The organism is Paraburkholderia sp. BR10937, assembly GCF_040965695.1.
In the GTDB taxonomy this organism is placed as follows: Bacteria; Pseudomonadota; Gammaproteobacteria; order Burkholderiales; family Burkholderiaceae; genus Paraburkholderia.
On sequence record NZ_JBFRCL010000028.1, the window covers coordinates 88,661 to 112,643 of the forward strand.

A 23,983-nucleotide genomic window follows, 5' to 3' on the forward strand; every position below is an offset into this window, starting at 1 on the left:
GCACGGCAAATGAACATCGACATGAATGCGTGGTACCGGGTGGAAATCGACCGCAAGCGCTTCAAGGCATTCTCCACTCGCACCGACGCGCGCGGGCTGCTTCAGGTGGGCGGTTTCCTCGCGCTCGTCGTGGCGACCGGCGTGCTCGCGTGGTACTCGCTCGGCACGGCCTGGGCGATTCCCGCTTTCTTGCTGTACGGCACGGTGTTCGCATTCAGCGAGGCCGCAGCGCACGAACTCGGGCATGGGACCGCGTTCAAGACGCGCTGGATGAACGAAACCGCTTACTGGATCATCTGCTTCATGTCGTGGCGCGAGCAGGTGTATAGCCGCTGGCTGCATGCACGGCACCATACCTTCACGCATCTGACCGCCGAGCCATATAAGGACCCCGAACTGGCGTTCAAGCGGCCACTCAGCTACGTGAAGCTCGTGACGGACTTTTTGCGCATCTCGCATGGCATCCAGTTTCTCGGCGCGATCGTGCTGCACAGCTTCGGCATCGTCACAAAGGGCGCGAAGGAGGTGGTGCCAGAGGCCGAGTACCGCAAGATGTGTGCGAATTCACGCGTGCTGCTCGCGTGCTATGTAGCGGTGTTCGCCTGGGCGATCGTCGCGCATAGCTGGCTGCCGATCCTGTTCCTGTTCGTCTCGCGTGCCTATGGCACCTGGCTGCACGAACTCTGCGCGCTCACGCAGCACACGGGGCTCAAGGAGAACGTGCTCGATCACCGCGTGTCGAGCCGCACGGTGATGCTCAATCCCCTGGTGCGCTTTCTCTACTGGAACATGAACTATCACATCGAGCATCACATGTTTCCGAGCGTGCCGTTTCATGCGCTGCCCGGTTTCCATGATGCGGTGGCCTCGCAGATGCCGAAGCCGTATGCGGGACTGTGGCCCGCGTGGCGCGAGATTCTGGCGATCTTTGCGCGCCAGCAGCGGGACCCCGAGTATGTGGTCGTGCGCGAGTTGCCGGTGGGCAAACGTGGCGATGCGGTGGCCTAGCCGCGCAGGACTGCAAACACGCGGCGGGGGATCGAATCAGGAAGCCTGAGCGCCGTTCGCGTTGGCGGCACGGCGGCCGAACGCCTGGCGGACCCAGCTTTGCGCGTTCACCACCAGCAGGCCGAGCAGCACGAGCGCCGAGCCGATCAGGAACGCGGGCTCCACGCGCTCGTGCAGCAGCACGACACCGAACGCCACGCCGAACAGCGGCGTCATGAACGACAGAATGCCGATGCGCGCGGCCAGATAGCGGCGCAGCAACCAGAACCACACGAGATAGCTGACGAACGAGACGAGCAGGGTCTGGAACGCGAGGGAGGCCAGCGCGAGCGGCGTGCCGTGAAAGTGCGCCTGGCCGGTCAGAAACGCGAACGGCACCAGCACGACGAAAGCGCCCGCCAGTTGATAAAAGAGCGTTTGCGTGGCGGGCGCCTCGCTCAAGCGGCTCGTACGCACGACGACGGTGGTGAGCCCCCACGCCGCGCCCGCACAAAGACCCATGAAGTCGCCGAGCAGCCAGAACGGCGAGCCCGGGATGTCGGCGCCGAGCAGCGCGGGGCCGAGGAACGTGATGGCGATGCCCGTGAAGGCGATCGCAATGCCGGCCCATTGCAGCCGCGCGAGGCGCTCGTCGGGCAGACGCACATGCAGGCCTATTGCCGCGAACATCGGTGCGGTATAGAGGAACACGGCCATGTGCGAGGCGTTGGTCCAGCGCAGGCCCATGGCGACGAACACGAATTCGAGCGCAAACAGGCCGCCTGTGACGAGCCCTGCGCCGCGCGCCACGCCCGGCAGCCAGCGCTCGCGCGAAACGAGCTGGTTGAAGAGCCACACGAGTGCCGCCGCCACGCCCGAACGCAGCCCGATCTGCAGCATGGGCGGGATGTCCCCGGCCACCGCCTTGATCGCCACCTGTTGCAGACCCCATGCGAGGCAGAGCGCCACCATGATGGCCACGGCCGTTGCGTCGACTTGCTTTCTCATTGCGGGCTCACTGAATTGAAGGATTCGGCTGAAGTTTGGTGGCAGTGGGCGTAGTATTGATGCGACGGGATGCGCGCATATAGCGCAAAACTGACAATCGATAGCCCCAGACCGCCATGCCCAAAACACCTGTCCGTGCTCGCCCGGCGCGCTATCTGCGCCTGCCGCCCTTCACCGACGTGCTGCCCACGCCCGTGTTCTTCCGCATGGAGCACATGCCTTCGCACGCCACCTATCCGCAGATGTGCCACCCGTGGGGCGAGTTCGTCTACGCGTTCAGCGGCACGACCGAAGTGAAGGCGGGGGACGAGCACTACATCACGCCGCCGCATCTCGGGCTCTGGATCGCGCCGGGCACCGAGCACGTGGGCTTCAACGAGCAGGAGACCGTGCATTGCTCGGTCTACATCAGCCGCGACCTGTGCACGCGCATGCCGGCGACGAGCTGCGCAGTGATGGTGTCACCGCTCGTGCGCGCGATCCTCGAGCATCTGCGCGTGACGCCGGCGCAGGAAGAGGGCGAAGCGCAGCGCGCGCGTCTGTTGCGCGTGCTCGTGGATCGGCTGTCGACCTGCGCGACCACGGGCAGCTTCGTGCCGCACACCGAAGACGCCGATCTCAATGCGATCCTCCAGGTGCTGCGCGAGAATCCCGCCGACAATCGCTCGCTTGCGGAGCTTGCCGATGCGTTTCACATGAGTGAGCGCACGCTCATGCGCCGCGCGCAAAACGAGCTGGGCATGTCGTTGACCGAATGGCGCCAGCGCATCCGGCTCGTCAACGCGCTGCCGATGCTGCATGCTGGGCGCAGCGTCGAGGCTGTGGCGCTGGATCTGGGGTACGCCACGTCGTCGGCTTTCATCGCAATGTTCCGACGATTGACGGGCACGAGTCCCGGGCAGTTCGTGGCGCGCACGCGTTGAGCATAGGGCAGCGCGCAACGCTTACCAGCCCTCACGAAACCCCACAAAACGCTAAAGATTCCCCGTGCGCGCGCCGTTAGAGCAGGCATGAAAGCCCTACTCACCCAAACCGACGCACGCTTCATCCTGTCGATCGCCCTCGAGCTGGCCGAGAGCCAGGCCGCCGCGGCCGGGGTTCAGCTCGAATCGGCGGCAGGATCGGCGATTACCGACGACGTGATCGTCGCCACACTCTCGCAGTTCGCACCGACCGTGACGATCGACGAGTTTTACGGTCTGCTGGACCGGCCCGAGGTGTTGCACTGAGCGGCCACGCGGCCGCCAAAAAGCAGCGGGCGCTCAACGCATGAGCACCCGCGGATGTCGTTGCGCGAGCAACGAAGAATCAGGGTATTAGAACTTCTGACGCAAGCCCACGCTCACGATGGCTTGCGACTGCGTGGCCGACGAGTGGCCATTGCCCTTGTCGGACACCGAAGCGGTTGCCGCGACCGGATTGCCGGCGGCGTCGAGCGTCATGCCCGATGCATGCTGGTAGCCCGCGAGCAGATACACCGTCGAGCGCGTCGAGAGATCGTAGGTCGCGCCCACCGAAACGTTGTGGTACTGCGCGTCCTGATCCACGCCTTCCACGGCGCTGCCACGCGTGTAGCTGTAGCCCGCGAACAGATGCGTGCGCGGCTGCACGTTCCACTGCGTGAAGATGCCCGCGATATTGAAGATCGCATTGCCCGAGAACAGCGAATTCGCGCCCGAGCGATATCGCACGTTGCTGTAGTTCACGCCGACCACGGCGGGACCGAAGTCCCACGTTGCGCCCGCGGCCACCACCTGCTGCGATTGCGCGCTCGCATAGCCTTCGTTGATCGACGAATTGAACGTGCCGTCGTACGTGCTTTGCCACTTGCCGTAGGTGGGATCGTCGATGCCGGTCTTGCTGTTGTCCGAGCGCTCATACCCCACGCCCATGCGCAGCGGGCCGTTCGCATAGCCCGCGCCCACGCTCCAGGTGTTCTTGCGCTTCATGCTGCCCGCCTGGCCGCCGAAACCGTACAGCGCGCCGAACGTGAAGCCCGCGTAGTTCGCGCTCGTGTACTTGATCGAGTTGTCCACGCGCGTGGTCTGGTCGAGGTCGTCGATGTCGCCCGGATGCGCGCCGAAGCCGCCGATGAAGTTCACGGGCGCGGCCGGCCCGACGAAGTCGTCGAGCGAGGTGTACTGGCGGCCCATGGTGAGCGAGCCGTAACGCTGGTCCGAGAGGCCCACGAAGGCCTGGCGGCCGAACAGGCGCCCGCTCTGGCCCGAGGTGCCGTTCGTGATGTCGAAGCCGTCTTCGAGCAGGAAGATGGCCGCGAGCCCGTTGCCCAGATCTTCCTTGCCCTTGATGCCCCAGCGGCTGCCCGAGAGGTTGCCGGTGGAGAGGCCCACGTTCGAATGGCCCGTGTAGGCGCCGGTGGTGCCGGTGCGCTCGTTGCTGCGATACGTGATGCCGGCGTCGGCGATGCCATACAGCGTAACCGACCCTTGCGCCGAGGCGATGCCGGCGAGCGAGAACAGGACTGGTGCGGCGAGCAGGTGTTTTCTCATCATTCGTTGTTTCAACGTCTAAAGATCGCCTGGTGAGCGATTTCTGGTTATGCGCGCACGCGCCTGCGGCCTCGCGAACGAGACGGCAGGCGTGAAACGCGGGGAAGGGAAAAGGGCGGCGCGGGGTGCGTCAGCGCTTGAGCGTTGCGCCGGACGGCAGCGCCGGCGTGCTCACGGTGAGGGTCTTGCGGACCTTCGCGACGTCTGCGGCGCTCACTTGCGCGCCGGTGTTGCCCCAGCTCGCACGCACGAAGGTCGACACGTCGGCCACTTCCTGGTCGGACAGACGCCAGCCGAACGGCGGCATCGTGAACGACGAGGGCGCGGATTGCGTGCCTTCGAGCGCGCTGCCCGCGAGCAGCACGTGAATCAGCGAAGTGGGGTCCTTGCCCTGCACGACCGGGTTGCCGCCGAGCGCCGGGAAGACGCGCGTATAGCCGCGTCCGTCGCTGCGGTGGCAGGCCATGCAGTTGTCGCGATAGACCGCTGCGCCGCGTGCGCTCGCGTCGCCGTTCTGCAGCTTGTGCGCGGCGGCGGGATCGTAGGCGTACGCGGTTTCCTTCGGATCGCTGGAGGGCAGCGTCTTGAGGTAGCGCGCGATGGCGAGCAGGTCCGCGTCGTTCATGTGCTGCATGCTGTGCTGAACCACGTCGGTCATGCCGCCGAAGGCGGCCGTATGCAGATTGCGGCCCGACTTGAGGAACTGCACGATGTCGTCCTCGCTCCAGTTGCCGAGGCCCGTGCGCGGGTTGCCGCGCAGGCTGGACGGGACCCAGCCGTCGATCGCGCCGCCGCCTGCGAGGAAGTCGTCGCCTTCGAGGTCGGTCAGCGCGAGTTCCTGCATCGTGCGGGCGCGCGGCGTGTGGCACGCGCCACAGTGGCCGAGGCCCTGCACGAGATACGCGCCGCGCGCGACGATCGCATCGTTGTAATGCGAGCCGTCGAACGCCTGCACCTTCGGTGCGAACAGCACGCGCCAGGCGCCGAGCGGCCAGCGCATCGAGAGCGGCCAGGGAATGTCCACGGAGCGGTTCTGCGCCTGCACGGGCCCGACGCCGTGCATGAAGTACGCGTAGAGCGCCTTCATGTCGTCGTCGGAGAGGCGTGCGTACGAGGGGTAGGGCATCGCGGGGTAGAGCGTTTCGCCATTCGGCCGCACGCCCTGGCGCACCGCCCTGGCGAAGTCGTCGTAGCTCCACTTGCCGATGCCCGTATTCGTGTCCGGCGTGATGTTGGTCGAGTAGATCGCGCCGATCGGCGTGTCGAACTTCAGGCCGCCCGCGAACGGTTTGCCGCCCTGTGTGGTGTGGCAGGCAATGCAGTCGCCGGCGCGCGCGAGGTATTCGCCATGCGCGACGAGTGCAGCGTTCGATTGCTCGGCCGCGTGTGCCGAAAATGCCATGAACGCCGCACATGCTAAAGTTGCGCGTGCAACGTTCGCGCCGATGGAAAAAATGTTCTTCTTCATGCGGCTCTTCACACGCTCACCAGGGGACCGGGGTTCTTCAGATACTGGTTGCGAATGGCTTTTGCGCTCCAGTAAGCGAGGGCGGCGACGAGGCCGGTCGGGTTGTAGCCGATCCCCTGCGGGAACGCGGAGGCACCCATCACGAACACGTTGGGCACGTCCCAGCTCTGCAGATAGCGGTTGATGACGCTGGTGTTCGGATCGGTGCCCATCACGGCCCCGCCCACGAGGTGAGTGGTCTGGTAGCGGCGCGAGTCGAAGTGCACGCCGAATTCGCGCGTGTAGACGTTGAGGGCCTTCGGGCCCATCGCCTCGGCGATCTTCTGCATCTGGCCCGTCACGTACTGCGCCATCTTGATGTCGTTGTCCTTCCAGTCGAAGGTCATGCGCAGAAGCGGCTGGCCGTACGAATCGCGATAGGTCGGATCGAGGTCGAGGTACACGTCGCGGTACGACATGTTGGAGCCGTGCGCGTCCATCGAAATGGTGTGCGCGTAGTGGTCCTTCACGGCCTTCTTCCACCCGGCGCCCCAGTTCGGCGTGCCCGCGGGCGTGGCGATGCCGCTGATCGGCTTCACGCCCGCCTGGTTCACCCAGAGCGGCGAGCCGCCCACGAAACCGAGCGGCCCGTGGTCGAAGTTGTCGGCGTTGAAGTCGTCCACGGCCACGCCGTTGCCGCCCGCGCCGATGAACGGGTTCGTCCACGTGTCCTTGTCGAAGAACGCCGTGATGGTCGAGAGGTTCTGGTACGCGAAGTTGCGGCCCACCACGCCTTCGCCCGAAACCGGGTCATAGGGCTTGCCGATGCCCGAAAGCAGCAGCAGGTGCACGTTGTGATACTGGAACGCCGAGACGATCACGAGATCGGCAGGCTGGAACACTTCCTGGCCCGCCGGATCGATATACGTCACGCCCGTGGCGCGCTTTCTGGTGTCGTCGAGTTCGACGCGCAGCACGTGGCATTTCGAACGCAGTTCGAAGTGTTTTTCCTGCTTGAGCGCGGGCAGGATGTTGAGGTTCGGCGAAGCCTTCGAGTACATGTAGCACGCGTAACCGCTGCAGAAGCCGCAGAAGTTGCACGGGCCCATCTGCACGCCGTAGGGGTTCGTGTACGGCCCCGACGTGTTCGCCGAAGGCAGGCGATAGGGGTGCAGGCCGAGAGACTTCGACGCGTCGAAGAAGCGCTGCGCCGAATAGGTGTTCAGTTGCGCGGGCAACGGGAAATTGTCGCTGCGGGCGGCTTCGAACACATTGCCGTCGCCGACCACGTTGCCCTTCACCTTGTACGCCTGGCCCGAAGTGCCGAACACCTTCTCCGCGAAGTCGAAGTGCGGCTCCAGTTCGTCGTAGGTGACGCCGTAGTCCTGGATCGTCATGCCTGCGGGGATGAACTTCCTGCCGTAGCGCTCTTCGTAGTGGCTCTTCAGGCGCAGCTCTTCGGGCGTGATGCGGAAATGCACGCCCGACCAGTGCAGGCCCGCGCCGCCCACGCCTTCGCCGGGCAGAAACGCGGCGAGCTGGCGGTAGGGCAGGGCCGTGTCGTTCACGCCGTGGCGGATCGAAACCGTGGTCTTCGAAAGATCGAGGAAGAGCTTCTTGCGGATGTTATGCGTGAGCTCGTCGATGGTGTTCGGGTACGCGCCATCCGGGTAGGTGTCGCGATACTCGCCGCGCTCGAGCGCCACCACTTTCAGACCGGCTTCGGTCAGTTCCTTCGAGAGGATCGCGCCGGTCCAGCCGAAGCCGACCACGACGGCATCGACATGAGGTTTTTTGATTGCCATTTACGTACGCTCCCCGTTGATCGAGACCGGGCCGTACGGATAGGGCTTGCCGTTCTGGTTCACGAAATCCATGAAGTCGGCGCGTGCGCCGGGAAAGCCGATCATCTTCCACGCAGCCATGTTGCGGTTGCCGCCGTGAATCGGGTCGCAGAAGTAGCCTTCGCGCGTGTTCTGCAGCAACTGCCCGAAGAACACGGAGGCAGGCACGCCGTCCAGCTCGACCTTGCCCGCTTCGAGCGCGGCCAGCACGCTGTCGCGCGTGCTGGCGTCGAGCGCGTCGAAGTCCTTGCCGTAGGCCTTCGTGCAGTACGCGTTCACGGCCTTGATGCCGAGGCGGTAGATGTCGCGCGGCACGAGCTTCAACTGATAGCCGAGTTCGGGCACGCCTTGCTGGAACGGCCCCTGCATGTACCAGAGCGCGCCGTGCGCGTAGGGTGTGTCCATCTGCCGGTCGATGAATTCGGGCACGCCGGCTTCGAGCGCACCGGGGCCTTCGGAATCGGCGGGAATCAGACGGTCGGTGGCGGCTTCGACGAAGGCCCACTCGCGCGCGTCGAAGAAGCGCGGCTTGTAGGCGACGGCCTGCGCGGCTTCAGGCCTGGCGTTGGGCGCAGAGGCGGCGCTGCCGGCCGCGGCGGTTTCGCTCGACGGCTGCTTGCCGCCCTCGCAGCCCGCCAGCGCGCCGGCGGGCACGAGCACCGCTGCCGTGCGCAGGAAGCCGCGGCGTGTCGTGAGAGGAGATTCAGACATTGTGGGATTCTGTATGAGTTCGGCGCGGTGTGGTTCGACGGTGTCCGCGTAGCCATCCTGTGCGCTGTGCGTGACATCCGCCGCGGCGGCACGGAACCGAGATGGTAAATGGAACCGGTTCCACGATTGGAGCGCGATTCTACAATATTCCTTTACGTGGCCGGTACCGGGCGCGCAAGGGCGGGCGGATCCCGGTTGTCGGATCCCCGGAACAAACCCTAACAAATGCGACAAGTTGTTTGACAACTACGATGGGCCGATGCTACTGTTGTCGGTATTGACAACCCTCCATTCCCAGCACGAGGCCTCATGAACGTGTCCCCGATTGTCGAGAGCGAATTCGCCTCGACTGTGATGGCAGTGCCGCCGCTCGCACGCCGCCCCGACTTCTCCCTCGACGTCGAACAGAACCGCAAGCTGATCCGCCATATGGAAGCGGGCGGTATCCGCACGCTGCTGTACGGCGGCAATGCGAACCTGTACCACGTCGCCGTGAGCGAATTCCGCGAGTTGCTTGACATGCTCGCCGACCTCACCGCGCCCGAAACGCGCGTGATTCCGGCCATCGGTCCCGACTACGGCAAGATGCTCGACCAGGCGCGCGTGCTCGCGCAAACGCAGTACAAGACGGCCATGGTGCTCCCGCTCTCCGGCTTCACGACGTCCGCAGGCGTCGAAGCCGGTCTCACGCGTATCGCCGACACCGCCGGCATTCCGCTCACGCTCTATATCAAGAGCGAAGACTACGTCGACGTCGACACGCTCGTGCGCCTGATCGACCGCGGCACGCTCATTGCGGTGAAGTACGCCATCGTGCGCAAGGACCCGGCGAACGATCCGTACCTGCGCCGCCTGCTGGAAAGCGTGCCGGCCTCGAAGGTCGTCTCGGGCATGGGCGAGCGTCCGGCGCTGGTCCACGTGCGCGACTTCGGTCTGGCTGCCTGGACCACGGGCTCGGGCTGTATCGCCGCGAACGCCATCATGGCGCTCCTGAAGGCCGCGAAGGAAGGCCGCGCGGAAGAAGCGCAACGCCTCTACGATGCCTTCATGCCGCTCGAAACGTTGCGCGACAACATCTCGCTGATCCGCGTGCTGCATGACGCCGTGACGCTCTCGGGCATCGCCGACATGGGTCCGATCCTGCCGCTGCTCTCGCAGTCGCCCGCTGAGGCGCTGCCGGCGATCGGCGACGCGGCCAAGGCGCTGCTCGCGTTCGAGCAGAAGCTCGCCGCAACGGCCCAGACCGCCAACGCGTAAACCGGCAGATAGCAATTGAACGGAGCGAACATGCAGATTACTGGAGCCATGCTGCTCGGCGCGCAAGCGGTGCGCGGCGAGGCGGGCGAGATGCGCGCCTTCGCACCTGCGCTCGGCAAGGAAATCGAGCCGTGGTTCGGCCTCGGCGGCAAGGCCGAAGTCGCGCGCGCCTGCGAACTCGCGGCGCAGGCGTTCGATGCCTTCCGCGCCGCGCCGCACGAAACGCGTGCACGCCTGCTCGAAGCGATCGCCGAACGCATTCTCGGCATCGGCGACGCGCTGATCGAGCGCGCACACCTCGAATCCGCGCTGCCCAAGGCGCGCCTCGAAGGCGAGCGCGGCCGCACGGTCGGCCAGTTGCGTCTTTTCGCGTCGCTCGTGCGCGACGGCCGCTGGTGCGGCGCCGTGCTCGACTCGGCGCTGCCGGAGCGCAAGCCGCTGCCGCGCTCGGACCTGCGCGCGCATCGCATCCCGCTCGGCCCCGTGGCCGTGTTCGGCGCGAGCAACTTCCCGCTGGCGTTTTCGGTGGCGGGCGGCGACACGGCGTCGGCGCTGGCTGCCGGCTGCCCGGTCGTCGTGAAGGCGCACCTCGCGCATCCGGGCACCTCGGAACTCGTGGGCCGCGCGATCCAGCAGGCCGTGGCTGACGTCGGCCTGCCCGAAGGCGTGTTCTCGCTCGTCTTCGGCGGCGGCAACGAAGCGGGCGAGACGCTCGTGGCGCACCCGGCTATCAAGGCCGTGGGCTTCACGGGTTCGCGCCGCGGCGGTCTCGCGCTTTCGCACATCGCGGCCACGCGCCCCGAGCCGATTCCGGTCTACGCCGAAATGAGCAGCATCAACCCGATGTTCGTGCTGCCCGCGGCGCTGGCCGCACGCGGCGATGCGCTCGCGCAGGGCTTCGTCGATTCGCTCACGCTCGGCGTGGGCCAGTTCTGCACGAACCCGGGCCTCGTGCTCGCGATCGACTCGCCGGAACTCGACCGCTTCGTGAAGGCGGCGAGCGCCGCGCTCACGCAGAAGCCCTCGCAAAGCATGCTGACGGCCGGCATCGCCTCGACCTACGGCGAAGCGGTAGCGGCGCGCAAGCAGCTGCCGGGCATCGAGAATCTGGCCGAAGGCACGAAGACGGACGCGCATTGCGACGCGCTGCCGGTCCTCTTCAAGGCGAGCGCCGAGCAGTTCCTCGCCCAGCACGCGTTGTCGGACGAGATCTTCGGGCCGACCTCGGTCGTCGTGGCGTGCCGCGACGAAGCCGAACTCGCGCGCGTGGCGGAGCACCTCGAAGGCCAGCTCACGGCGACGCTGCACATCGATCGCGACGACAACGCGATGGCCGCGCGCCTGCTGCCGGTTCTCGAGCGCAAGGCCGGCCGCATTCTCGCCAACGGCTTCCCGACGGGCGTCGAAGTCTCGTATGCGATGGTTCACGGCGGCCCGTTCCCGGCCACCTCGGACGCGCGCGCGACTTCGGTGGGCGCGATGGCGATCGAGCGCTTCCTGCGTCCGGTCTGCTACCAGGACCTGCCGGCCGAACTTCTGCCGGTCACACTGCAGAACGACAATCCGCTCGCGCTGTGGCGTTTGCGCGACGGCAAGCTGGTGAAGCAGTAATCCCGCGAAAGCGGTCAGGAAAGCGCCTGCAGAAGCCTTGCAGGCGCTTTCTCCAAAAGGAGTCCGACAAGAGGCTCACAGTAATCTCACAAAGAGCCTGACGTTGCTTGACAACTTGGTGCGTGGTTCGGCATCCTGTGTCCGGCCCAGGGCAAGACAGGAATGGTCGCGTTAGAACAAATTCCATAAACAGGTGTGAGGAGATGCGATGTTCGATGGACGCTTGAAGGCCAGCGTGCTGGCCGTGTGTGTGGCGGCCGCCGCGGCGCTCGGCATGAGCGCGGCAAAGGCTGATCCCGTTTCCCTGAACATAGTCGACGTGGCCGGTAACCTGCAGCTCACGCAGAAAGCCTTCGAAGCGTTCAAGGCGAAAAACCCGAATCTCGTCTCCAACATCACCTACACCAACGCGCCCGCACCGCAGTTGCCTGGCAAGATCAAGGCCATGCAGGCCGCCGGCCGCGCCGACATCGATCTCGTGCTGACAGGCACCGATGCGCTCGCCGCCGGCATCGAACAGAATCTGTGGATGAAGCTGCTGCCCGATCAGCAGGCCGCGCTGCCGGGCGTGCTCGACAAGTACGCGCCGGGCCCGCGCAAGATGCAGGACCTGGCGCAAGGCTACGGCCTCGAAGTGTCGTACATGCCGGCCGGTCCGCTGATCGAATACAACCCGGCCAAGGTCGCCAGGCCGCCGCAGACCCCGCAGGAACTGCTGGCGTGGTGCAAGGCGAACCCAGGCAAGCTGATCTATGCGCGTCCGGCCAACTCGGGTCCGGGCCGCACGTTCCTGATGGGCCTGCCGTACCTGCTCGGCGACAAGAACCCGCAAGACCCGATCAACGGCTGGGACAAGACCTGGGCGTACCTGAAGGAGCTGAACGCGTGCGTGCCGTACTATCCGGGCGGCACCTCGGCGGTGATGAAGGAGCTGGGCGAAGGCACGCGCGACATGACCGTGACCGTGACGGGCTGGGACATCAACCCGCGCGCGCTCGGCATCGTGCCGGCCGACTTCAAGGTGCAGGCATTCAACAACATGACGTGGGTGAACGACGCCCACTACATGGTCGTGCCGAAGGGCGTTTCGAAAGAGAAGCTGGCGGTGCTGCTCAAGCTCATGAACTTCATGCTCGAGCCGCAGCAGCAGGCTATGACCTATGACGACGGCTACTTCTATCCGGGCCCGGCAGTGAAGGACGTCACGCTGCAGATGGCGCCGAAGGAAAGCCAGGACGTGATCGCGAAATACGGGCGCCCCGAGTACGCGAAGTGGCTCACGGCCTATCCGCATGTCCAGCCGCTTTCGGCCCAGGCGATGGTCGCGGCGTTCCAGAAATGGGACCGCGAAGTCGGTTCGCAGAAGTCGCAGTAACGAGAGGAAGGGTCAGCAATGGACGGACGGTGCTTGCGTACCCCATTCGGTTTGAGTGCCGTCCGCGTTTCATTCGTACGTAGTTGATGATGTTGGTCAGGAACGTGTTATGAAGCATTCTTTCGATCGTCTGCGCCTCGACTCGGTATGCCGTAGCTTCGCCAACGCAGAGGGGACGCAGCTCGCCGCGCTGCGCGGCCTCGACCTCGACATTCGCCGCGGCGAATTCATCGCGCTGCTCGGGCCGTCGGGCTGCGGCAAATCCACGGCGCTCAATTGCATCGCCGGTCTGCAACCGCTCACGAGCGGCAGCATCTGGCTGGACGACCTGCGCATCGACGTGCTGCCGCCCGAGAAGCGCGGTTTCGGCATGGTGTTCCAGAATTACGCGTTGTTCCCGCATATGACGGTGCTGGAAAACGTCGGCTTCGGCCTGAAAATGCAGGGCGTGCCGCGCGACGAGGCGAAGCGCCGCGCGCGCGAGGCGCTGCAGCTCGTGCAGCTCGTCGGCCATGAAAACAAGCTGCCGGGCCAGCTTTCGGGCGGCCAGCAGCAGCGCGTGGCGATTGCCCGCGCCATCGTCATCGAGCCGCCGCTCGTGCTGATGGACGAGCCACTCTCGAACCTCGACACCAAGCTGCGCATCGAAATGCGCGCGGAAATCCGCCGCATTCACGGGCAGCTCGAACGCGCCACGATTTACGTGACCCACGATCAGGACGAAGCGCTCTCGATGGCGGACCGCATCGTCGTGATGAAAGAGGGCGTCGTGCAGCAGGTCGCGACGCCGAAGGAAGTGTATAGCCGCCCCTCGAATCTGCACGTTGCGCGCTTCATGGGCTTTCGCAACGTGCTGCCGTTCGCCATTACGGGCGAGCAGGGCGCGCATGTCGCGATGTCGTCGTCGGGCATCACGCTCACAGGCGTGCCGATGGGCGAACTGAACGGCGGCGAAATTTCCGTAGCCATGCGCCCCGAAGACTTCGAGCGCGCCAACGCGGGCGACGCGAACGCCTTCGACGTCGAAGTGGAAATGGTCGAATACGGCGGCCGCGATTCACTGCTGCTCGCCAACGCGCCGTTCGGCAAGCTGTGGGCGCGCGTGGAAGGCGAATTCGCAGCGGGCGAGCGCGCCACGCTGCGCGTCGCGCCTTCGCACGTGCTGGCCTACGCGGAGCGTGCGTCATGAGCACGTTCATTCCGTCGCTGGTCAAGGCGCCGCGCGATTCGCGCGGCTGGCTCATCACGCCCGCGCTCGGCTTCATCATCGCGATGTTCCTCTATCCGTTCGCCTACGGTCTCGTGCTGTCGTTCAAGCCGATGAACGGCGGCGGCATGTTCGCGAATTACCTGCAGTTCGTTCACGACCTTTCGTTGTGGCCCACGGTGTTCGTCACGCTCAAGCTGGCGGTGCCCGCGACGATCATCAACGTCGGGCTCTCGCTGCCGGTGGCTTTCGCGCTGCGCCGCAAGTCGCCGTACCAGAAGCTCGTGACCACGCTGCTCGTGATTCCCGTCACGCTCGGCACCGTGCTGATCGCCGACGGCATGCTCAGCTACTTCGGCCCGAACGGCTGGTTCCCGCAAGCGCTGCACGCGCTGCATCTGTATACGAACGAAGAGATCCGGCTCACGCACAACTATTGGGGCGTGCTGATCTCGCTGATCGTTTCGGGTTTCCCGTTCGCGTTTCTGCTTACGCTCTCGTACGTCACCGGCATCGACCCGACGCTCGCGCGGGCGGCCGCCACACTTGGCGCAGGCCCGTGGCAGCAGTTCCGTCAAATCTATCTGCCGCTGCTCGCGCCCGGTCTCACGATGGCCGCGTGCCTGTCGTTCGTGCAGGCGTATTCGGTATTCCCTTCGGCGGTGCTGCTCGGTGCGCCCGCGGGTCCCACGCGCGTGATCTCCATTGCGGCAGCGGAGGCGGCGTTCGAAAGCTATGACTACTCGCTCGCCTCGACCATCGCCATCGTGATGGGCTTCGTGCAGTTGATCGTCGTGGCCGCGATGTTGAGCGCCAAGCGCTTCTTCTACTCGGGCCCGGTGAGCGGGGGGAAAGGCTGATGAGCGCCCATCAACGTAACGCGGCCGGCCTCGGCGGGGGGGCGCAGGCGGGCGAGGAACGTGGCGCTCCTGCCGCCAACGTTGCGCAGGCCAGGCCCGCTTCGCGCCTGCCCGACGTGCTCTGGAAAGTGTTCGTCTGGGGCGGCGTGGTGTTCTTCCTGCTCAACGTGGTGCTGCTGATCGCTACCGTGGGCGTGAACTCGATCGCCACGCGCTGGTTCGGCACGCCGCTGCCGCAAGGCTTCACGCTGCACTGGTATGCGCAGGCGTGGCGCGACTTCCAGTTGTCGAGCGTGCTGTGGGTGACGTTCGAAGTGGTCGGCTCGGTCGTGCTGCTCTCCATCGCGCTGGGCGTGCCCGCCGCCTACGCGCTGGCGCGCGCGCAGTTCCCGGGCAAGCGCATTGCCATGCTCGTATTCCTGCTGCCGCTCATGGTGCCGCCCGTCACGTACGGTATTCCGATGGCCACTGCCATGTACCAGATCGGCCTCGCGGGCACGCTGCCTGGCGTGATCCTCGCGAACCTGGTGCCCGCACTGCCGTTCGTGATCCTCGTGATGACGCCGTTCATCGAGCAGATCGATCCGAACCTCGAGTCGGCCGCGCGCATTTTCGGCGCGAACACGCTGCGCTATTTCCGCTATGTATTGCTGCCGCTCCTCGTGCCGGGGATGCTGGCGGCGGGGCTGCTCGTGCTGGTGCGCACGATCGGCATGTTTGAACTCACTTTCTTTACCGCCGGACCCGACACGCAAACGCTGGTGGTTGCGCTGTACTACGCCGTCTTTTCGACGGGCGTGCGTGCACCGCAATCCATCGACGCGATGGCCATGATCTACATGGTCATCACGCTTGCGTGGGTGCTGGTCGCCCTGCAGTTCGTCAGCCCGACACAGCTCGTGTCGCGTGTGAAGGAGCAACGCTAGGCCAACGCCGGCGGCTTTACTGGAAACACCTGGAGCAACGCAAGATGAGCAAGAAGCGAAAGACCCCCGAAGAACTGCGCAGCCACCGCTGGTATGGCGTGAACGACCTGCGGTCGTTCGGCCATCGCTCGCGCACCGCGCAGATGGGGTACAGCCGCGAGGAGTACGCGGGCAAACCGGTGATCGCCATCCTCAATACCTGGAGCGAGATCAACCCCTGCCATACGCACTTCAAGCAGCGCGTGGAAGAGGTCAAGCGCGGCATCTGGCAGGCGGGTGGTTTCCCGATCGAGCTGCCCGTGCAGACGCTTTCCGAGCCGTTCCAGAAGCCGACCACGATGCTCTATCGCAACTTCCTCGCCATGGAAGCGGAAGAGACGATCCGTTCGTACCCGGCCGACGGCGTCGTGCTGATGGGCGGCTGCGACAAGACCACGCCCGCGCTGCTGATGGGCGCGATCTCGATGGACCTGCCGACCATCTTCCTGCCCGCGGGCCCGATGCTCAACGGCAACTGGAACGGCGTGACGCTCGGTTCGGGTTCGGACACCTGGAAGTACTGGGCCGACCTGCGCGCGGGCAAGATCACCGACGAGGACTGGAAGGGCGTGGAGGGCGGCATCGCACGCTCGCCGGGCCACTGCATGACGATGGGCACGGCATCGACGATGACGAGCGCTGCGGAAGCACTGGGCTTCACGCTGCCGGGCTTCGCCTCGATTCCCGCGCCGGACTCGCGCCACGCGCAGATGTCGGCGAAGACGGGCATGCGCATCGTCGAGATGGTGTGGGAAGACCTGAAGCCTTCGGACATCATCACGCGCAAGTCGGTCGACAACGCCGTGACCACGTGTCTCGCGCTCTCGGGCTCGACCAACGCGATCGTCCACATGATCGCGCTGGCGCGCCGCGCCGGTGTCGATCTCACGCTCGCGCAGTACGATGAAATCGCGCGCCGCACGCCGGTGCTCGCGAACATTCGCCCGACCGGCAAGTACCTCATGGAGGACTTCTACTATGCCGGCGGCCTGCGCGCGATGCTCAAGGAACTCGGCGAGCTGATCGACGGCACGCAGATGACCGTGAACGGCAAGACGCTCGGCGAGAACATCGCCGACGCGGAGATCTACAGCGAAGAGGTGATCTATCGCCGTGCCAAGCCGCTCATGCCGGATACGGGCCTCGCCGTGCTGCGCGGCAATCTCGCGCCGGACGGCGCCGTGATCAAGCCGGGCGCGGCCGAAAAGCGCCTGCACGTGCATACGGGCAAGGCCGTGGTGTTCAAGGACTACAACGACATGGCTGCGCGCATCGACAGCGAAGATCTCGACTGCGACGAGAACAGCGTGATCGTGCTCCAGCACGCGGGTCCGGTTGGCGCGCCCGGCATGCCCGAGTGGGGCCAGCTGCCGATTCCGCAAAAGATTCTGCAGAAGGGCGTGCGCGACATGTTGCGTATTTCCGACGCTCGCATGAGCGGCACGAGCTATGGCGCGTGCGTGCTGCACGTGGCGCCGGAATCGTTCATCGGCGGTCCGCTCGCGCTCGTGCAGGACGGCGACCTGATCGAGCTGAACGTGCCGGAGCGCCGCCTGAACGTGCTGATTCCGGACGAGGAAATGGCGCGCCGCAAGGCCGCGTGGGTCGCACCGGAAGCGCGCTTCAAGCGCGGCTACGGCGCGATGTACCAGATGCACGTGATGCAGGCCAACAACGGCTGCGAGTTCGACTTCCTGCAGCGTGACGGCGTGGGCGGCTCGTGCGCCAGCGCCGGCGGCGAACCCGAGATTCACTAAGGAGACACATTTGGCCGGGAGCGCTTCAGGGGCGCTGCGCTCCTGGCCGGACAGGAGGCAATGTAGCAACCAGGGTTTTAACGAGTATCAAACCACAACGACTAAAGACAGGACGACTGATGAAAAAAACTATCCTCGCTTCCGCGCTTGGACTCGCCGCGCTTGGACTCGCCGCGCTGGGCGCTCACGCGCAAAGCAGCGTCACGCTGTACGGTATCGTCGATAACGGTATTGGTTATCAAAGCAGTTCCACCTCGCTGGGCAAGACTTCTGGCGGACGTTCGGTCGTCAAGATGGCGCAGGGCATCTGGGCCGGTTCGCGCTTCGGCTTGAAGGGCGGCGAAGATCTGGGCGGCGGCACGCGCGCGATCTTCACCCTCGAAGAAGGCTTCAATTCGGCAACGGGCGCACAGCAAACCACGAACCTGATGTTCAGCCGCCAGGCGTTCGTGGGTGTCACGAACGCGAACTACGGCACGCTGACGGCCGGCCGCCAGTACGCCCCGTACTACACGCTGCTCTCGCCGTACAGCCCGACCACGTGGCTGACCGGCGCATACGGCGCGCACCCGGGCGATATCGATTCGATGGACACCATCTATCGCATCAACAATTCGATGGTCTATACGTCGCCGAACATCGCGGGCCTGACCGTGAGCGGCATGTATGCACTGGGCGGCGTGGCGGGCAGCACCGGCGCAGGCCAGACGTGGAGCCTTGCCGCGCAATATCTGCACGGTCCGGCAGGCATCGCCGTAGGCTTCGAGCGCCTCCACAATTCGACGCCTGGCGGCGGCGCGTGGGGCGATAACTCGACGGCGAACAGCGCTGGCGAGCCGGGCGTGTCGGCTCTCACGAACGGCTTCCGGACGACACAGTCGCAGCAGCGCCTGGCGGTGACGGCTGGCTACCAGTTCAGCTCGCAGTGGGACATTTCGGTGGCCTACTCGAACGTCCAGTACATTCCGGGCACGAATTCGTCCTTCCACGACACGCAAATCTGGAACACGGGCGGCGTGGTGCTGCACTACAAGCCGATCACCACGCTCGATCTCGCGGCTGGTTTCGCCTACACGCGCGCGACCAAGGCCAACGGCATCCAGAGCTCGGCTTCGTACGCACAGTACAACCTGTCGCAGTACTACACGCTGTCGAAGCGCACGGGTCTGTACTTCGTCGAGGCGTACCAGCGCGCAGGCGGCCAGACGCTTGGCACGAACGGCGCGGGCAACATCATCAACGCGACTGCCGACATCGGCGACGGCCAGAACAGCGCGCCGTCTTCGTCGCGCAGCCAGGTGGCAGGCGCGATCGGTATCATTCACCGCTTCTAGGTCTTCACGCTCCGAAAGCAGTATGTTCGGCGGCGCCGGGTCTATACCCGGCGCTGCCGTTTTTTTTTGCGGGCAGAGGTAGTAGAACATCTAATCTTTGAATGTCTGGCTGAATCGATAAGATCCTGCGATGCTCCGAGGAGAATCGGCATGACATTCACGACTTCCGCACTTCATCTTTCCAACGTCAGGCTGGCCGATGGCCAACGCGTTTGCGTCCCGTTCGCCAATGGCCGCATCGAGGCAATCGGGCCCCATATCGCGGCACAACCGGGCGTACCGGTCGTGGACGGCGGCGCAGGGCTGCTGCTGCCCGGTTTCGTGGAAGGCCACACGCACCTCGACAAGAGCAACTGGGGCCGCCCGTGGTATCGCAACGAGGTTGGGCCGCTACTGACCGACCGCATCGCCAACGAGCGCGAATGGCGCAAGACCTCGGGCCACGATGCCGGCGCCCAGTCGCTCGCGCTGGCGCGCGCATTCGTGCATGCCGGTACGACGCGCCTGCGGACCCATGTCGATATCGATACCGAAGCGCGACTGCGCTATCTCGAAGGCGTGCTCGCCACACGGCAGACGCTGCGCGATGTCCTCGACCTGCAGATCGTCGCGTTTCCGCAGTCGGGCATGCTGATCCGGCCGGGTACGGTCGAACTGCTCGACAGCGCGCTGGCGGCCGGCGCCGACGTGCTCGGTGCGCTCGACCCGGCGCTGATCGACGGCGATCCCGTGGCCTCGCTCGATGCCACGTTCGCACTGGCGGAGCGCCATCGCAAGCCGATCGATATTCATCTGCACGAGCCCGGCGAGGTCGGGGCGTTCACGCTGAAACTGCTGCTCGATCGCGTGCAGGCGCTCGGCATGCAAGGTCAGGTTGTCGTGAGTCACGCGTTTTGTCTGGGCGCGTTGCCGGAGCGCGCGCGCGACGCATTGATCGACCGGATTGCGCAACTGCGCGTGGCGCTGCTGACGAGCGCGCCGCCTTCGTGCCCGGTTCCGCCGCTCAAGGTCTGCCGCGACAGGGGCGTGACGGTGTTTGGCGGCAACGACGGCATTCGCGACACGTGGTCGCCGTATGGCGTGCCCGACATGCTCGAGCGCGCCATGTTGATCGGCTTGCGCTACGACTTGCGGCGCGACGACGATATCGCGATCGCATTCGACTGCGTGAGCGATGCCGCCGCGCGTGGCTGCGGGTTCTCCGACTATGGCCTGCAGGTTGGGGCGCGGGCGGACCTTGTCGTCGTGGACGCGGAGAGCGTCGCGCAGGCCGTCGTCGCGCGGCCGAAGCGCAAGCTGGTTGTCGCGAACGGATGCGTCGTTGTGCGTGATGGGGAGTGGATCGTGTGAGCGATCGGTGGGACATGCTGCACGCCGGCGCGTTCGGTCCGCCTAAAAGCGCTTCGCAGATTGCCAGCTTAGGGCTCGGTTCGACCCGATGCTGCCGTTTAGACCGACGGCTTCGCCGGGGTCGCTCATGGCTCGGAAACGGCCATTCAGCAGATTTTAGCCAGGAGTAATGCTTTTCGACCGGGCTATGCTACCCACGCTTTCGAAGCCTGAGCAGCAACAGGCCACCTACTACGATGGAAGTTGCTCCAGTCCATCGGATCGCAGCGCGGAAATTCTCGTATTCACGATTGAGCCAGTCTTGTGTCAGCTCGAAAACGACTGTTCCGGACACGTTCAGCTTTGAAAGGTGTTGGCCACAAAATTCCGCTTGCGCAGTTGCGCCAGTGAGTTGTCGAAACGAGCGATCCGGAGTCTGACAACCTGTCTTGCCACCACAGCGGTCGATGACCACATTGTCGGCGTGAGAGCGCTCCAGGTAGTAACTACGTTCAAAGTAGCGAAGAACGCCGTCGACATGGCGATTAGGCACGGCATCCCCGTGTGCATCCGTCTCGCAGATATCTGTCAACTTCTCAGCTTGCCACGGCGTGAAAACCGATACGATTACAGCCAGCGCACCAATGCAGATGAAGGCCCGGGCCATCTGCTCGCGTTTTTTTTTCGTTTGTGTCATGGAAGCGAACCAGTTGGACACCGGCAAAGCCTTTTGCGACATCGCGCAAACGAGGCGCGGCGCCTGAATTGTGAATAACACATATACCAACACCGCTCCGCACGTGCAAGGGATGAAGTCGGCGTAGCGGCCGCGATTCACCCTCTTTCGGTCATCGTAGGGACGCGGAAATGCCGTTGGCGAGCGGCGGAACCTGGCCGCACTGCTGCGCGACACAGTGCGGACGGCGACCCGAACTGGCCACGTAGTTTAGCGACAGGGCACGCCGCGCTCAGAGGAAGTTCCTGATTAGCATCGTCACCCACCACCAGGCACCGCCGCAGCCGGCGGCCCGGCAGCGCGCATCGGGATCCGCCAGAAGGCGGCCATTGGCGTCGCTCACCGAACTTGAGTTGCTCAGGAAGTACGCCACGCTGTCTTGCAAGGGATCGAGCCCGTCCTCAGGAATATCTATCCACAGGCCGTTTTCGGTATTCAAGCGGGCCGACAGCGAATCGAAATTGAAACTGCCGAGATAATATCGATGGCCGTCGATGAGGACCAGCTTGGCGTGCATCATGCGGTTCTCTCGGTCGGAATATTCGCGCACCTCGATCCCCGCATTCACCAGGCCGGGCAGATCGTCGGCATAGGCGCGCCCGACTGCGGGGAATTCCTGCGTGATGCTCGCCAGCGAGGCGCTCACCAGGATCACGTGGACACCTTCGCGCCGCTTGCGCTCAAGCGCCTCGCGCAGTTCCGGCACCAGGATCAGGTAGGGGTTGATGATCAGGATTTCGTGCTGCGCCGTATCGAATGCTTGTAGCATGTCCTGCAACGTGCCTGGCGAGCGCTTGTCGGGCCAGTCGTGGACATAGTGCAGGCGCTCGCAGGCGATCGGCATCCAGGCGGGATCAAAATCCGCCCCGGGAGCGGGCGGAGCGGCGGGATCATTGGGCGTATCGGTAGCGGCCAGGTCTGTCGCCAGGGCAGCAGCTTCGAGCGGAGCCTGCAGCCATTCGCGCCAATAATGGATGCGCGCCGGGTCCAGCGTCGGATAACCCTGCGAGTCTCGATAAGGACTTTCGACTTTGAGGAATTTTTCCGGCTCGGGGCGAACCACTTCCGGGCTATTCCAGAACAAGGCGAAATGCTGGTACATGGCGTGCAGGGAGGAAGCCTCCTGGCCGGCGTCGCCCGACACCATCAGATCGCGCTCGCTGAGCCAGTTGCGGAAGCTCTCATCCCAGATCGAGGTACTGCCGATCACGGCCGTGTCGCCAACCAGGAACAGTTTGTCGTGCATGCGATGCGAAATCTCGACGAGATCGGATCGTGGATGGAAGATTCGGAGTTCAATGCCGGGCGCCACCTCGTGCAGGGCGACGATGAGCTCGTCCTCGAACGGGTAGTGCGGCTCGGGGCCGATGCCGTCGATCAGCAGCTTGACCGGCACGCCTCGGCGCGCAGCCTCGACCAGATGACGCAAAAGCAGGCCGCCGGTCTGATCGATTTCGAAGATGTAGGCGAGGATGCGGATCTGTTCGGTAGGCGTGGCACGGTCGACCAGCGCAATCCGCGACTGCATCAACTGACCGTCATCAAGACTGGCGACCAGGTCGACACATTGCGCGTGACCTTGCTGAGAAGCGGCAAACACGCATGCCAGAATGAGCGCCAGGCTTCTTGTTGTGGTCATGATGTGGCGAACTGGTTCGATGTGTCTCCGGCCCTACGTCCTTGAAGGTCTGGAAGGCTTTGTCGCGACGCGCTCCGCCATATCAACGACTTCCATGCACTTCTGGCCAATGGTTGTGCCAGAATACCCCGCTCGAATTCCGACCATTCCTGGCTGAGTCTTGCCACCTCATTGCAAGGCTGGAATCAGGGAGGATTCGAAGCGCCTCATGCACTAAGGAGCTATCCCGGCGACTTCAACCATTTCGCATGCGTGCAACCAATGCGACCAAGCGCGCACCCATTTCCTTGGCCGGCAAGTGCGCGAGCCAGCCGTGACCAGGAAGCAGCCATTCGAAACGATACACGGCCAGCTTGCTGAGCGATTCGGTGAGCTCGGTCCATGAGTACCAGCACGCGTCCCTGAATGCGACGAGGTCCTGCTCGCGTGGGCTCCAGGCAAGCGAATCACCCGAGCAGAGAATGCGATCGTCGAGGAGATACACGACGCTACCCCGAGTGTGACCTGGCACGGGGACTGCTTGTACGCCGACCGCAATGGTCGGCGCCGACACGTCGTCGAGAAGATCCGTTGCATAGGGGGCAGCCGAGCTGTCCTCCCGGTGAATCCAGACGCGCGCGCCGAATCGACGCGCGTATTTGTCCGCGTCTGCTACGTCGTCACGATGCGACAAAAGAATGTGTGCGATGCCACCGGCGTCGTCGAACCATTTGACGAGCTCTGCCACATAGCGCGGTGAATCGATCAGCAGATTGCCGTCCGCACGCGAGGCAAAATAAGAATGTGCGCCAAACGATGAGCGTGAGTTGAATCCGCAGCGCCACACGCCCGATGTGATCTGCTGTGGAAAGATCACCGCGTTCGGACGAAGCTGCTTCGTTTCGCTGCGTACCGATGCTGTCGGGCATACGAACACCGCACGCCAGGCAGCAAGCTGCTCTTCCGGCGTGCCGGGCTGCCGAACGAAGATGCTTTTGTCGTTTCGCTCGACGATCAGCCCGGGCGCGACATGACGCGATGCACCGCAATTGATGCACGCTGTGTCGATATACCACGCTCCAGGCGCGGAGTCGGTATTGCGTGGTGGCTTCATTCGATGCTCGGGTCCTGACAACGCATGGCAACCTCACAGTCCCATCATAGACCTTTCAACCACCAATACGCGACCGGAGCAACGTGATTCGTTAGCGCATATCGGGTCTTTACCCATGCCCTTTGGAGTGGTTGCCGACTTCCAGTCATATCCATCCGCGCAAGAATGACATGACCGTCGCCGACGGGGGGGTGCCCCTATGTGGTTCGTCAAGCGCTAGGGGCTGACTTGGGTTCGTAAAAGGTGCCGTCTCGCAGCATGGCAAACAGGACGTCGCAGCGTCGCCGTGCCAGTGCGATGAGCGCCTGGTTAT

At 64.6% G+C, this 23,983-nt stretch carries 20 protein-coding genes; 12 read left to right on the forward strand and 8 right to left on the reverse strand.

The features are described 5' to 3' along the window. Nucleotides 1–9 precede the first annotated feature (9 nt). Nucleotides 10–1,008 (forward strand): fatty acid desaturase, encoded by a 999-nt coding sequence (locus tag AB4Y44_RS23265; protein ID WP_368700992.1) that lies wholly within the window; start codon nucleotides 10–12, stop codon nucleotides 1,006–1,008. A 36-nt stretch (nucleotides 1,009–1,044) separates the two neighbouring features. Here the strand turns inward: AB4Y44_RS23265 and AB4Y44_RS23270 are convergent, their stop codons facing one another. Then, nucleotides 1,045–1,995: a DMT family transporter gene (locus AB4Y44_RS23270; RefSeq protein WP_342924861.1), complete on the reverse strand. Its 951-nt coding sequence runs from the start codon at nucleotides 1,993–1,995 to the stop codon at nucleotides 1,045–1,047. Nucleotides 1,996–2,111: 116 nt separating this feature from the next. On the opposite strand from AB4Y44_RS23270, the gene AB4Y44_RS23275 reads away from it, so the two are divergent. Continuing rightward, nucleotides 2,112–2,918 (forward strand): helix-turn-helix domain-containing protein, encoded by an 807-nt coding sequence (locus AB4Y44_RS23275; RefSeq protein ID WP_368700993.1) that lies wholly within the window; start codon nucleotides 2,112–2,114, stop codon nucleotides 2,916–2,918. An 87-nt stretch (nucleotides 2,919–3,005) separates the two neighbouring features. Then, the gene (locus tag AB4Y44_RS23280; RefSeq protein ID WP_028207581.1) at nucleotides 3,006–3,224 is read left to right on the forward strand and encodes a hypothetical protein; all 219 of its coding nucleotides are present in this window, start codon (nucleotides 3,006–3,008) and stop codon (nucleotides 3,222–3,224) included. A gap of 87 nt (nucleotides 3,225–3,311) precedes the next feature. On the opposite strand, the gene AB4Y44_RS23285 is transcribed toward AB4Y44_RS23280, so the two are convergent. The 4 genes from AB4Y44_RS23285 to AB4Y44_RS23300 form a co-directional block, all read right to left on the reverse strand. Continuing rightward, a complete protein-coding gene (locus AB4Y44_RS23285; RefSeq protein WP_368701008.1) occupies nucleotides 3,312–4,505 on the reverse strand; it encodes a porin in 1,194 nt (397 codons plus the stop codon). Between the two features lie 130 nt (nucleotides 4,506–4,635). After that, nucleotides 4,636–5,907, reverse strand: a complete 1,272-nt coding sequence (locus AB4Y44_RS23290; protein WP_342924880.1) for a cytochrome c — start codon at nucleotides 5,905–5,907, stop codon at nucleotides 4,636–4,638. Nucleotides 5,908–5,981: 74 nt separating this feature from the next. Further along, complete coding sequence (locus AB4Y44_RS23295; RefSeq protein ID WP_368700994.1) at nucleotides 5,982–7,757, reverse strand: GMC family oxidoreductase; 1,776 nt, start codon at nucleotides 7,755–7,757, stop codon at nucleotides 5,982–5,984. Further along, nucleotides 7,758–8,507 carry a gluconate 2-dehydrogenase subunit 3 family protein gene (locus tag AB4Y44_RS23300; RefSeq protein WP_342924864.1) on the reverse strand — a complete coding sequence of 250 codons (750 nt, stop codon included), beginning with the start codon at nucleotides 8,505–8,507 and terminating at the stop codon, nucleotides 7,758–7,760. A 309-nt stretch (nucleotides 8,508–8,816) separates the two neighbouring features. Between AB4Y44_RS23300 and AB4Y44_RS23305 the strand changes: the two genes are divergently transcribed. The 9 genes from AB4Y44_RS23305 (at nucleotide 8,817) to AB4Y44_RS23345 (ending at nucleotide 20,223) form a co-directional block, all read left to right on the forward strand. Next, complete coding sequence (locus AB4Y44_RS23305) at nucleotides 8,817–9,764, forward strand: dihydrodipicolinate synthase family protein (RefSeq protein ID WP_368700995.1); 948 nt, start codon at nucleotides 8,817–8,819, stop codon at nucleotides 9,762–9,764. Between the two features lie 30 nt (nucleotides 9,765–9,794). Continuing rightward, the gene (locus AB4Y44_RS23310) at nucleotides 9,795–11,375 is read left to right on the forward strand and encodes an aldehyde dehydrogenase (NADP(+)) (protein ID WP_368700996.1); all 1,581 of its coding nucleotides are present in this window, start codon (nucleotides 9,795–9,797) and stop codon (nucleotides 11,373–11,375) included. 274 nt (nucleotides 11,376–11,649) lie between these two features. Further along, nucleotides 11,650–12,750, forward strand: coding sequence for an ABC transporter substrate-binding protein (locus AB4Y44_RS23315; protein WP_368701009.1), 1,101 nt, complete (start codon nucleotides 11,650–11,652; stop codon nucleotides 12,748–12,750). A 109-nt stretch (nucleotides 12,751–12,859) separates the two neighbouring features. Continuing rightward, on the forward strand, nucleotides 12,860–13,939 hold the full coding sequence (locus AB4Y44_RS23320) for an ABC transporter ATP-binding protein (RefSeq protein WP_342924867.1): 1,080 nt from the start codon (nucleotides 12,860–12,862) through the stop codon (nucleotides 13,937–13,939). Next, nucleotides 13,936–14,817 (forward strand): sugar ABC transporter permease, encoded by an 882-nt coding sequence (locus AB4Y44_RS23325; RefSeq protein WP_342924868.1) that lies wholly within the window; start codon nucleotides 13,936–13,938, stop codon nucleotides 14,815–14,817. The genes AB4Y44_RS23320 and AB4Y44_RS23325 overlap by 4 nt, the downstream gene beginning before the upstream one ends. Continuing rightward, nucleotides 14,817–15,743, forward strand: a complete 927-nt coding sequence (locus tag AB4Y44_RS23330; RefSeq protein WP_368700997.1) for an ABC transporter permease — start codon at nucleotides 14,817–14,819, stop codon at nucleotides 15,741–15,743. Before AB4Y44_RS23325 ends, AB4Y44_RS23330 begins: the two co-directional genes overlap by 1 nt. Nucleotides 15,744–15,787: 44 nt before the next feature. Next, entirely contained in the window at nucleotides 15,788–17,539 is a 1,752-nt protein-coding gene (gene araD, locus AB4Y44_RS23335; protein ID WP_368700998.1) for an L-arabinonate dehydratase, read from the forward strand. Between the two features lie 119 nt (nucleotides 17,540–17,658). Then, entirely contained in the window at nucleotides 17,659–18,873 is a 1,215-nt protein-coding gene (locus tag AB4Y44_RS23340) for a porin (RefSeq protein ID WP_368700999.1), read from the forward strand. Between the two features lie 150 nt (nucleotides 18,874–19,023). Next, the gene (locus AB4Y44_RS23345) at nucleotides 19,024–20,223 is read left to right on the forward strand and encodes an amidohydrolase family protein (protein ID WP_368701000.1); all 1,200 of its coding nucleotides are present in this window, start codon (nucleotides 19,024–19,026) and stop codon (nucleotides 20,221–20,223) included. A gap of 190 nt (nucleotides 20,224–20,413) precedes the next feature. On the opposite strand, the gene AB4Y44_RS23350 is transcribed toward AB4Y44_RS23345, so the two are convergent. The 3 genes from AB4Y44_RS23350 to AB4Y44_RS23360 form a co-directional block, all read right to left on the reverse strand. Continuing rightward, nucleotides 20,414–20,920, reverse strand: a complete 507-nt coding sequence (locus AB4Y44_RS23350) for a hypothetical protein (RefSeq protein WP_368701001.1) — start codon at nucleotides 20,918–20,920, stop codon at nucleotides 20,414–20,416. A 250-nt stretch (nucleotides 20,921–21,170) separates the two neighbouring features. Next, nucleotides 21,171–22,577: a phosphatidylserine/phosphatidylglycerophosphate/cardiolipin synthase family protein gene (locus AB4Y44_RS23355; RefSeq protein WP_368701002.1), complete on the reverse strand. Its 1,407-nt coding sequence runs from the start codon at nucleotides 22,575–22,577 to the stop codon at nucleotides 21,171–21,173. 235 nt (nucleotides 22,578–22,812) lie between these two features. Then, nucleotides 22,813–23,670 carry an MBL fold metallo-hydrolase gene (locus AB4Y44_RS23360; protein WP_368701003.1) on the reverse strand — a complete coding sequence of 286 codons (858 nt, stop codon included), beginning with the start codon at nucleotides 23,668–23,670 and terminating at the stop codon, nucleotides 22,813–22,815. Nucleotides 23,671–23,983: the final 313 nt, after the last annotated feature.

Excerpts from the sequence above, each read along its gene's own strand:
- AB4Y44_RS23325 (WP_342924868.1), top strand. The coding sequence starts at position 13,936 with ATGAGCACGTTCATTCCGTCGCTGGTCAAGGCGCCGCGCGATTCGCGC.
- AB4Y44_RS23285 (WP_368701008.1), bottom strand. The coding sequence starts at position 4,505 with ATGAGAAAACACCTGCTCGCCGCACCAGTCCTGTTCTCGCTCGCCGGC.
- AB4Y44_RS23275 (WP_368700993.1), top strand. The coding sequence starts at position 2,112 with ATGCCCAAAACACCTGTCCGTGCTCGCCCGGCGCGCTATCTGCGCCTG.
- AB4Y44_RS23340 (WP_368700999.1), top strand. The coding sequence starts at position 17,659 with ATGAAAAAAACTATCCTCGCTTCCGCGCTTGGACTCGCCGCGCTTGGA.
- AB4Y44_RS23330 (WP_368700997.1), top strand. The coding sequence starts at position 14,817 with ATGAGCGCCCATCAACGTAACGCGGCCGGCCTCGGCGGGGGGGCGCAG.
- AB4Y44_RS23355 (WP_368701002.1), bottom strand. The coding sequence starts at position 22,577 with ATGACCACAACAAGAAGCCTGGCGCTCATTCTGGCATGCGTGTTTGCC.
- AB4Y44_RS23265 (WP_368700992.1), top strand. The coding sequence starts at position 10 with ATGAACATCGACATGAATGCGTGGTACCGGGTGGAAATCGACCGCAAG.
- AB4Y44_RS23280 (WP_028207581.1), top strand. The coding sequence starts at position 3,006 with ATGAAAGCCCTACTCACCCAAACCGACGCACGCTTCATCCTGTCGATC.
- AB4Y44_RS23315 (WP_368701009.1), top strand. The coding sequence starts at position 11,650 with ATGAGCGCGGCAAAGGCTGATCCCGTTTCCCTGAACATAGTCGACGTG.
- araD (WP_368700998.1), top strand. The coding sequence starts at position 15,788 with ATGAGCAAGAAGCGAAAGACCCCCGAAGAACTGCGCAGCCACCGCTGG.
- AB4Y44_RS23300 (WP_342924864.1), bottom strand. The coding sequence starts at position 8,507 with ATGTCTGAATCTCCTCTCACGACACGCCGCGGCTTCCTGCGCACGGCA.
- AB4Y44_RS23320 (WP_342924867.1), top strand. The coding sequence starts at position 12,860 with ATGAAGCATTCTTTCGATCGTCTGCGCCTCGACTCGGTATGCCGTAGC.
- AB4Y44_RS23305 (WP_368700995.1), top strand. The coding sequence starts at position 8,817 with ATGAACGTGTCCCCGATTGTCGAGAGCGAATTCGCCTCGACTGTGATG.
- AB4Y44_RS23290 (WP_342924880.1), bottom strand. The coding sequence starts at position 5,907 with ATGGCATTTTCGGCACACGCGGCCGAGCAATCGAACGCTGCACTCGTC.
- AB4Y44_RS23310 (WP_368700996.1), top strand. The coding sequence starts at position 9,795 with ATGCAGATTACTGGAGCCATGCTGCTCGGCGCGCAAGCGGTGCGCGGC.
- AB4Y44_RS23360 (WP_368701003.1), bottom strand. The coding sequence starts at position 23,670 with ATGAAGCCACCACGCAATACCGACTCCGCGCCTGGAGCGTGGTATATC.
- AB4Y44_RS23270 (WP_342924861.1), bottom strand. The coding sequence starts at position 1,995 with ATGAGAAAGCAAGTCGACGCAACGGCCGTGGCCATCATGGTGGCGCTC.
- AB4Y44_RS23295 (WP_368700994.1), bottom strand. The coding sequence starts at position 7,757 with ATGGCAATCAAAAAACCTCATGTCGATGCCGTCGTGGTCGGCTTCGGC.
- AB4Y44_RS23345 (WP_368701000.1), top strand. The coding sequence starts at position 19,024 with ATGACATTCACGACTTCCGCACTTCATCTTTCCAACGTCAGGCTGGCC.